This window comes from Exilibacterium tricleocarpae, assembly GCF_007004655.1.
Classification (GTDB): domain Bacteria; phylum Pseudomonadota; class Gammaproteobacteria; order Pseudomonadales; family Cellvibrionaceae; genus Exilibacterium; species Exilibacterium tricleocarpae.
Genome location: NZ_ML660130.1, coordinates 1 through 7,939, shown reverse-complemented (window position 1 = coordinate 7,939; position 7,939 = coordinate 1). Strand labels below are relative to the sequence as shown.

Annotated in this window: 6 protein-coding genes; all 6 read left to right on the top strand. The window is 53.2% G+C overall.

Annotated features, from left to right (window positions below):
• The first annotated feature begins 157 nt into the window (after positions 1-157).
• Positions 158-1,147, top strand: a complete 990-nt coding sequence (locus tag FKG94_RS28210; RefSeq protein ID WP_342779130.1) for a tyrosine-type recombinase/integrase — start codon at positions 158-160, stop codon at positions 1,145-1,147.
• Positions 1,148-1,209: 62 nt separating this feature from the next.
• Entirely contained in the window at positions 1,210-1,473 is a 264-nt protein-coding gene (locus FKG94_RS28205; RefSeq protein WP_142930295.1) for a type II toxin-antitoxin system ParD family antitoxin, read from the top strand.
• The gene (locus FKG94_RS28200; protein ID WP_142930294.1) at positions 1,473-1,760 is read left to right on the top strand and encodes a type II toxin-antitoxin system RelE/ParE family toxin; all 288 of its coding nucleotides are present in this window, start codon (positions 1,473-1,475) and stop codon (positions 1,758-1,760) included. Before FKG94_RS28205 ends, FKG94_RS28200 begins: the two co-directional genes overlap by 1 nt.
• Before the next feature lie 1,398 nt (positions 1,761-3,158).
• The gene (locus FKG94_RS28190; RefSeq protein WP_142930292.1) at positions 3,159-6,155 is read left to right on the top strand and encodes a TonB-dependent receptor plug domain-containing protein; all 2,997 of its coding nucleotides are present in this window, start codon (positions 3,159-3,161) and stop codon (positions 6,153-6,155) included.
• 83 nt (positions 6,156-6,238) lie between these two features.
• Positions 6,239-7,321, top strand: coding sequence for a metallophosphoesterase (locus FKG94_RS28185; protein ID WP_142930291.1), 1,083 nt, complete (start codon positions 6,239-6,241; stop codon positions 7,319-7,321).
• Positions 7,322-7,539: 218 nt separating this feature from the next.
• The coding region (locus FKG94_RS28180) for a hypothetical protein (RefSeq protein ID WP_142930290.1) at positions 7,540-7,939 on the top strand (400 nt) is incomplete at its 3' end.

The window sequence follows — 7,939 nt, the reverse complement described above, 5'->3', positions numbered from 1 at the left end:
TCAGTCGAAGAAAAGGCAGCGGACTTAACGGCGATAAGGCAGCATGCCCGAACAGGACGGCCTATCGGCGACGACGCGTTTGTTGACTATTTGGAGGCTTTAACGGGGCGAAAGCTAAAGAAAAGAAAGCCAGGGCCAAAACCTAGAGTTAAGTAAGCTGTCCCGGAATTCCCTGTCCCGGAATTCCCCGCTGCTGGCGCGGTTTGTCAGTGCCGATCCGGTGATTGACGGGGTGACCAGTACCCAGGGGTACAATCGGTATGCGTATGTGCATAATAACCCCTTGGCGTTTACCGATCCGAGTGGGTTTAGTCGGTGGAATCGGTTTCGGGATCAGGTGTTGAAGCCGGTGGTGGCGATTGCGGTGGCCTATTACTTTGGACCGGAATCCTTTAAGTGGTTCACGGCCGGAACGAAAGCCACGGTTGGGGCATTACTGTACAACCCGGCCAGTCAATTGGAACTGCCGAAGATGGAACGGCGACTACCCAAAGCCACCCTCAGCCCGGAAGAAGTGGACATTATCTTGTCGCAACCCAATACCTTAACCCCGGAAGGCCTGCGCGACAGGACGATCCTGGAAGTGCTCTACAGTACCGGCATCCGCCGGATGGAGTGTGTCAACCTGCAAAAGGCCGATCTCAACGCGAGTCAAGGCGTGTTGGCAGTACGCCAGGGAAAAGGCAAGAAAGACCGCTTTGTCCCGATTGGCGAGCGAGCTATCGAGTGGCTGCAAACCTACCTCGAAGATACCCGCCCGGGCTTTGTGGTGGAGCCGGACAGCCAGCAGGTCTTTATCGAGTCGAACGGCTTGCCGTTGACCCCGGATCGCCTGAGCCGCCTGGTGGCGAAATACATCAAGCAGGGCGATATCGGTAAGACAGGTTCCTGCCACCTGTTCCGGCACACGGTGGCGACCTTGATGCTGGATAACGGCGCGGATATCCGCTTTATCCAGCAGATGTTGGGACACGCCCATCTGGCCACCACGGAGATTTACACCCATGTATCGATTGTGAAGCTCAAGCAGATTTATAACGTGACACACCCTGCGAAGCGGGCAGTGCGACCAAACAGGCAGGACGAAGAGGTTACGGAAGAGGAGTTGCTGGCGGCACTGGAAGCCGAAAACGATAACGAAAAATGACAATCTTTAGCATAAATGGTTACAATACGGGCATAGTCTGGCCCAAAAAACGAGGTATAGCCATGAATGTATCGTTGACATCGGAACTGGAAAATTACGTAAAAGCCAAGGTGGCGACTGGTATGTATAACTCTGTCAGTGAAGTGATGCGTGAAGCCCTGCGGTTGATGGAAGAGCGGGACGCCATGCAGGCTGTCCGCCTGGAGGCTCTGAGACAAGACATTAACAAGGGCTTGGACTCACTGGAGCGAGAAGGCAGCAAGCCTCTGGATATGGAAGCCATCAAGGCCAAAGGCCGCACTACGTTAGCCGGGAATAGCAACTGATGCTGGAGCTGGAAATCTCGCCCGAGGCGGAAGACGACCTGTTGGACATCTGGTTGTACATTGCAGAAGACCAGCCCATCAACGCTGACCGCTACCTGGATAAACTACAAACAAAAGCCCAAACACTGGCCGAGTTCCCCGACCTTGGGCCAGATCGACCAGAGTTGGCGGAAGGGCTGAAAAGCTTCCCGGTTGACCGCTATAACCTGTATTACACTGTTACCGAATCCAGGCTTATTTTAGTGAGAGTGTTGCCAGGAGACCGGGACATTACCGCTATCTTCTGAGACTCTACCCACCTATCCGCATGTCATGCTTGTTGCAAGAAAAATGGCAACAAGCCCGCCACGCTCGCACCGTGCCAGCGGCCAGTGCAAACCGTCCGTTCGCCTCCGCCGCCAAAGGCGCGGCTCCGGGCAGTCCTCCCCCGGCTTCGCTGCGCTACGCCTCCCCGCCCGAAAACCCTGCCTGCCAGGGGTGTCGCTTCGGCTTACCCCTGGCTGTGGGGTTGAGTCCGCAGTTCTTAGCCAGTTCAGTTAGGGCAGGGCCTTCGGGCTGGTCGCATGGCTTTATTTACCCCGGGTTCCGGTGACAGTTTACTTAACTGGATCATTCTCGTGTTCTGGTCAGTGACAGATTGGCTTTTTATACAGGGAGTACTATCATGGCCAGGATGCCACGATTGGTCGTACCGGGGTTTCCGCATTATGTCACACAGCGTGGTAACCGGCGGATGAAAACATTTTTTACACAACAAGATTACCAGTTTTATCTGGATTTGGTCGGCGAGGTTAAGCAAGATGTAGGTGTTCAGATTTGGGCCTATTGGGGTTCTTGGAACAGTCTACTTAACTCGATCAGCCTCGTGAGAACGGGGCTGCCTATCGGTAACAAAGCGTTTGTTGACTATTTGGAGGCTTTAACGGGGCGAAAGCTAAAGAAAAGAAAGCCGGGGCCAAAACCTAGAATTAGGTGAACTGTCCCCTGAACTATAAAGACGCACTACGCCGCGTCAATCCACCCGGCAACCAGTTGACTGACTGAGACAACTCTCTACGCCAGAGTTCTCCACCGTGCTGACTGTGACAAAAGCCGAGCCCCGTCATGCTCGACCGTCTACCAGATCGACCGCCTACCCGGCCATTGGCCAAACGGCGCTACCAGTAGCTGAATGTATGAAAGTTAGTACTTTAATACAGACAGAGCATTTATTGACCCAGACCATGCCTTCGCCCCTGTTTGATCCATGCCTGCCAGTTTCCTCTGGATCGCTTTTGCGGTTGGGGTGTGGTGTTTATGGGGGAGTCGGTTCCATAAATTACGCCTCTCTACGGGGTAAAAAAGACGTATTATTCATCATTACCCTTCCTGCTCCAGCCCGTGGATTTTGCACCGGTCACTTCTTAAAGCGCCCTATCTGAAATTTAACCTATTGATCTAAAAGCAGTTTTCACAATAGAGAATAAATAGATAGAAAATAGAGCTACAGCAGGTTGCATTAGCGCGCCAAGTTAACTTTTATGGGGGCGCGGTAATAAGACAGGCTGCCAATCCCACTAATAACTCATCGCCTCCTGCAAAGCCGTGCCTGGGCACAACCTGTGCCCGCGATAAGTACATCGATTACAAAACCCAAAAATCAGAGCCACAGACATCGAGAGCTACACGACATAATAGGGGAAATGATGAAAAAGAATCTGCTTACCATAGCCGTTCAAGCGGCTATTATCGCCGGCGTTCCCGGGCTGCAGGTCAATGCCCAGGCGCAAACCGACACCGCTGCCGAGGAGTTGGATGAGATCCTGGTGACCGGCTCCCGCCTGCGCCGCGACAGTTTTAACACGGTCACCCCCCTGGTGACCATGGACGCCGAAGAGATCCAGGACTCGGGTCTGGGCTCGTTGGCCGAGATTCTGGTCGATCAACTGCCGGCAATAGCCGAGGTGAGCAGTAATACCAACACACAGTCCAGTGTGCAGAACACCGGCCTGTCCACGATCAACCTGCGCAACCTGGGTACGGATCGCACGCTGACCTTGATCGACGGACGCCGTGTGGTCTCCAACAGCTATAGCGGTAACTATGTCAGCCTGAGCACCATTCCCAGCGGTATGGTGGCCCAGGTCGAGGTTATCAGCGGCGGGGCCTCAGCGATCTACGGCTCTGATGCCATCGCCGGTGTTGTCAATATCATTACCGAGCAAGATAAGGAAGGTTTTGAATTTGAGATGCGCGGCGGCACTACCGATGAGGGCGCCGGCGATGAATTCACCCTGGACCTTAGCTTCGGCAGCCAATTCCACGACGGCCGTGGTTATGCCTTTTTCAGTACCACCTGGGATCGGCAGTTCGGCATTGAGCGGACAGACCGCAAGCGGGCCCAATTGGAAGCCAACTATGAATACGACACCGACCTTATGTGCAACGCCATGCAGACGGAGAACGGCGATGTCTGTATGCGCGATATCAGTCCCGCTGACTGGCGCGATCGCAGTGACGGCACCGCCGGTGGGGTATTCCTGGAGGACGGCAGTAACAGCGGTTTTTACTTCAATGAGGATGGTCTGCAGTCCGACTGGATGGAGGAACGCGACGGTCTCCACAGCGATATCTTCGACCGGCTTAAGATCCCCAATGATCGCTTTGCCAGTGCCTTCAAAGTCAACTACGACATCACCGACAGCCTCAGGGCCAACTTCCAGATTCAGTACAGTTTGAATGAATCCATTAATGTCAAATCTCCCGAAGATGAGGCTGAGAATTCCGGGGCGTTGGTGCTCGACCCGGAGACAGGCGAGCCGGACGAGGTGGAGCCGGGAGAAATCTCCCCGGATAACCCTTTCGTGCCTGCGGAGATAGCGGCGGCTGCCGACGGCGATGGCATCAATTGGGACAGGCGGTTTTTTGAAGTAGGCAACGTCACAACCGATAATGAGCGGGAGACTATCCGCACCTGGGCAGGTTTACAGGGAGAGCTGTTCGACGGGACTTGGGACTGGGACCTCTCCATCGGCTACGGCAAGTTTCAACAAACGCAATTGCGTTTAAACGAATTGAATACCATCCGTGTAGCACAAGCGCTGGATGCCGAGTTTGCTGATGACGGCGTTACTATTCAATGCGCTGATCCTGCCGCCCGCGCCGAGGGCTGCGTGCCCTTGAATATCTTCGGCATTGGTTCAATCACGCCGGAAATGGCCGACTGGATTCGCGCCAACCCGACAATCACCACGAATATCGAGCAGGTCAATGTACTCGGGTATATGGCCGGAGACTTATTTGAACTGCCGACCGGGCCGGTGGCGGCGGTTGTCGGCTTCGAGTACCGCCGGGATACCCAAAAACTTCGCACGAACAGGGAACAGCGGTTCGGCGGTGTCACGTTTAACGTGGTGCCCAGCTTCGACGGCGAGATGGAAGTGTGGGAGGTGTTTGGTGAAGCCGCCGTCCCCTTGCTGACCAATGCCGAGTACCTGGGTGATATTACCGCCGAGACGTCACTGCGTCTGGCCGAATACAATATTCGCAATATTGATCTGATGGCGAGCTACCGGCTGGGCCTGACCTGGGAGCCATCGCCCGGTTACATAATACGGGCGAACTATGCCCGGGCACAACGGGCACCGAATATCACCGAGCTATTGTCTCCGCCCCGCGGAGATTTCGACTCCTTTGATGATATCTGCGATGACACGACAGCGAACTCCGACGATCCCGGTCACGCCAACTGTCGCCTGGAGCCGGCAATTGCCGCCGTTATAGCTGATGGCGGCACTTTCGAAGACGAGAATAACCGTTACTCGCCCAACACCGGCAACCCCGAGTTGGAAGAGGAGACTGCCGATACCTATACGGTGGGATTTGTCCTGGCGCCCGATTTTCTGCAGGGATTCAAGCTCGCCATCGACTACTACGACATCACTATCGACGATGCGATCGAGCAAATCAGCAACGAAGATATTATCAATCAGTGCTATAACTCCTCGATCACACTGGGCGATCCCAACCCGTTTTGCGATGATATCACCCGTGACTCAGACGGCAATATTGTCGAAATTCTGCAACGGGTATTCAACATCGGAAAGCTTGAATCTCGCGGTTATGATGTTGCGTTGCAATACCAATACGATTTCGACAATTACGGTAGCCTGACGCTCAAGACTGACTACAACCATGTCATTGAGCATACAGAGACCTTTGAGGGTAATGACGGTGAGGAAACCAATGATCTCAATGGTCTATTGGGAGAGGGCACGTTTGAGGACAAGGCATCGGCATCGCTCACCTGGCGTTACGACGATTGGCGTGTGCGCTGGAGAGCCAAATACCTGGGCCCGGTGGTCGACAGCCGCGGGAACAGAGTGGATGATCTCGAAGAAGCGTTTGCGGAGAATCAAGAGCTGATTGATAGCGGGGACCCGAATGCCGTGCTGAATCCGGAGCGGCCCAAATTCCTGAACTACGGCTCACATGTCACCCATAACCTGTCTGTTTCCAAAACGTTGGAGGTCGGCGATACCAATATCAGGTTGTACGGCGGCGTCAATAACGTATTCGACGAACAGGGGCCCTTCGTGCCCAATGACGGCGATATCGATGTGGACGGCACGGGTAACTTCCACAGCCGATACGGTGGTGGGGTGGGCCGGTTTATGTATATGGGTGCGAGATTCAGGTACTGAGGTGTAGTTCGCCTGCGGTGGTGGTCCTTCCTCTCAATTTTGGAGAGGAAGGACCTTTTATTTCCTTAATACGACGGATAACTATGAGCATTATCGGGAAATCACCAAGTATTTGGTTGGCACTTATTTGCGCTGCACTGGCGACGGCTAGACTCAGCGCCGCACCCGCCGGTATCAACGACGGTCCTTATATTTCTTTTACTAACAATAAACTCGAGGCAGTCTGGCTCTGCGACGGGCAGGTCAAGCGAGAGCACGACGTCGTTTCCGCGTTGCCAAAAACGTTTTCGCAATGTGGCCTGTCAGCCGAAATCAACAGTCTCAATCCAGCCCCGCAAGAACTGGAGTACAACGGGGATTTTCCGATCGCGGCGATAAGTGATATACATGGCCAGTTTGACTTGATGATAAAGTTACTGGTCAACAACGGGATCGTTGACACCGGGGGCAATTGGGCATTCGGTAGAGGCCATTTTATGGTTGCCGGGGATATCTTCAACCGTGGCGACAAAGTCACAGAAGCGCTTTGGTTTTTATATCGCCTTGAACAACAAGCCAGGGTGGCAGGTGGTCATGTGCATATCTTGCTTGGCAATCACGAAGTGATGGTTTTAAACAATGACCTGCGTTACGCGCACAAAAAGTATCACCAGGTGGCGGAGTTGCTGGAGCGTCCCTTTGCCAGCCTGTTTAGGGCAGACACTGTGCTGGGTACCTGGTTGCGCAGCAAGCCGGCCGCCATCAAGCTGAACAAGAAGCTGTTTGTACATGGCGGCATCTCCCCCTCGCTGCTGGAAATGGCAGATCCACTGATTTCGATCAACACAGTCTTTACAGATCACCTGGTGGAAGACGAACTGGAAAAGTCGAGAGAAGGCATCGCAAACTATATCTACGGTAGAAACGGCCCTGTCTGGTATAGGGGGTACTTCAGGACCGATGGGGCAAGCACAGATGATGTGGAAGAACAGCTGGAGCACTTTCAGGTCAGTCACATTATTGTCGGCCATACCTCACAGAAAACCATAGAGACCCGACACCGGGGTATGATAGTTGCTATAGATGCCAGTATGAAGAAGGGTCAATATGGCGAGCTGCTGTTTATCGATGGGGATCGCATGTGGCGTGGCAGCCTTATGGGTGAGAGGTTGCCGTTGGTGAAGTGAGTATATTGATAACGAAATAAATTTCTCAAATGTAAGAGGGCAGGTAACGCTAATAAGAACCGTTGCGCAGACCACCTTTTTTTTGCGCGCTATAAAATCAGTCATAGAGTGCTTTAGACTTTATCTCTAAGCACTGTTAAGGAATTGGAATCGATCGTATTACTAAATGGTCAGGTTGAATCGTTGGCCTTTTTAGAAAACCGATAGGGAGAACGAACATGGAATTTCAAATCAGGAAAATCAAGATATGGAGTAAGGTTTTTTCTATATCTGAATCCACTAGTAAACGCTTTGCCTCACGGCTTTTTGTCGTGACCTTCCTGCTAGCAGCTACAGAAGTCCACGCAGTAACCATTCCGGCACCACAAACCAGCGACCTGTATCCGGATCATTTGATTATCGGCCCGGTCGGTATTAGCAACCAGCGCAACGATCCCCCCGATTATTATCGTCACACAGAAACCTGGACCTTCATCCCACCCGGGAGCGGTCGCTGGGACTTTATCGAAGTGGATTATGACTGTCATAACAGGATCGAATGGACAATATTCTCCTATTCGGTAACAGGCGCAATTTCCGGCCACACGGATAAACGTCGCCATAGGCGGACCCACCCTT

What these genes read in the sequence shown, in the direction of transcription:
- FKG94_RS28205 (WP_142930295.1), top strand. Translation starts at nt 1,210, where the DNA reads ATGAATGTATCGTTGACATCGGAACTGGAAAATTACGTAAAAGCCAAG.
- FKG94_RS28200 (WP_142930294.1), top strand. Translation starts at nt 1,473, where the DNA reads ATGCTGGAGCTGGAAATCTCGCCCGAGGCGGAAGACGACCTGTTGGAC.
- FKG94_RS28190 (WP_142930292.1), top strand. Translation starts at nt 3,159, where the DNA reads ATGAAAAAGAATCTGCTTACCATAGCCGTTCAAGCGGCTATTATCGCC.
- FKG94_RS28185 (WP_142930291.1), top strand. Translation starts at nt 6,239, where the DNA reads ATGAGCATTATCGGGAAATCACCAAGTATTTGGTTGGCACTTATTTGC.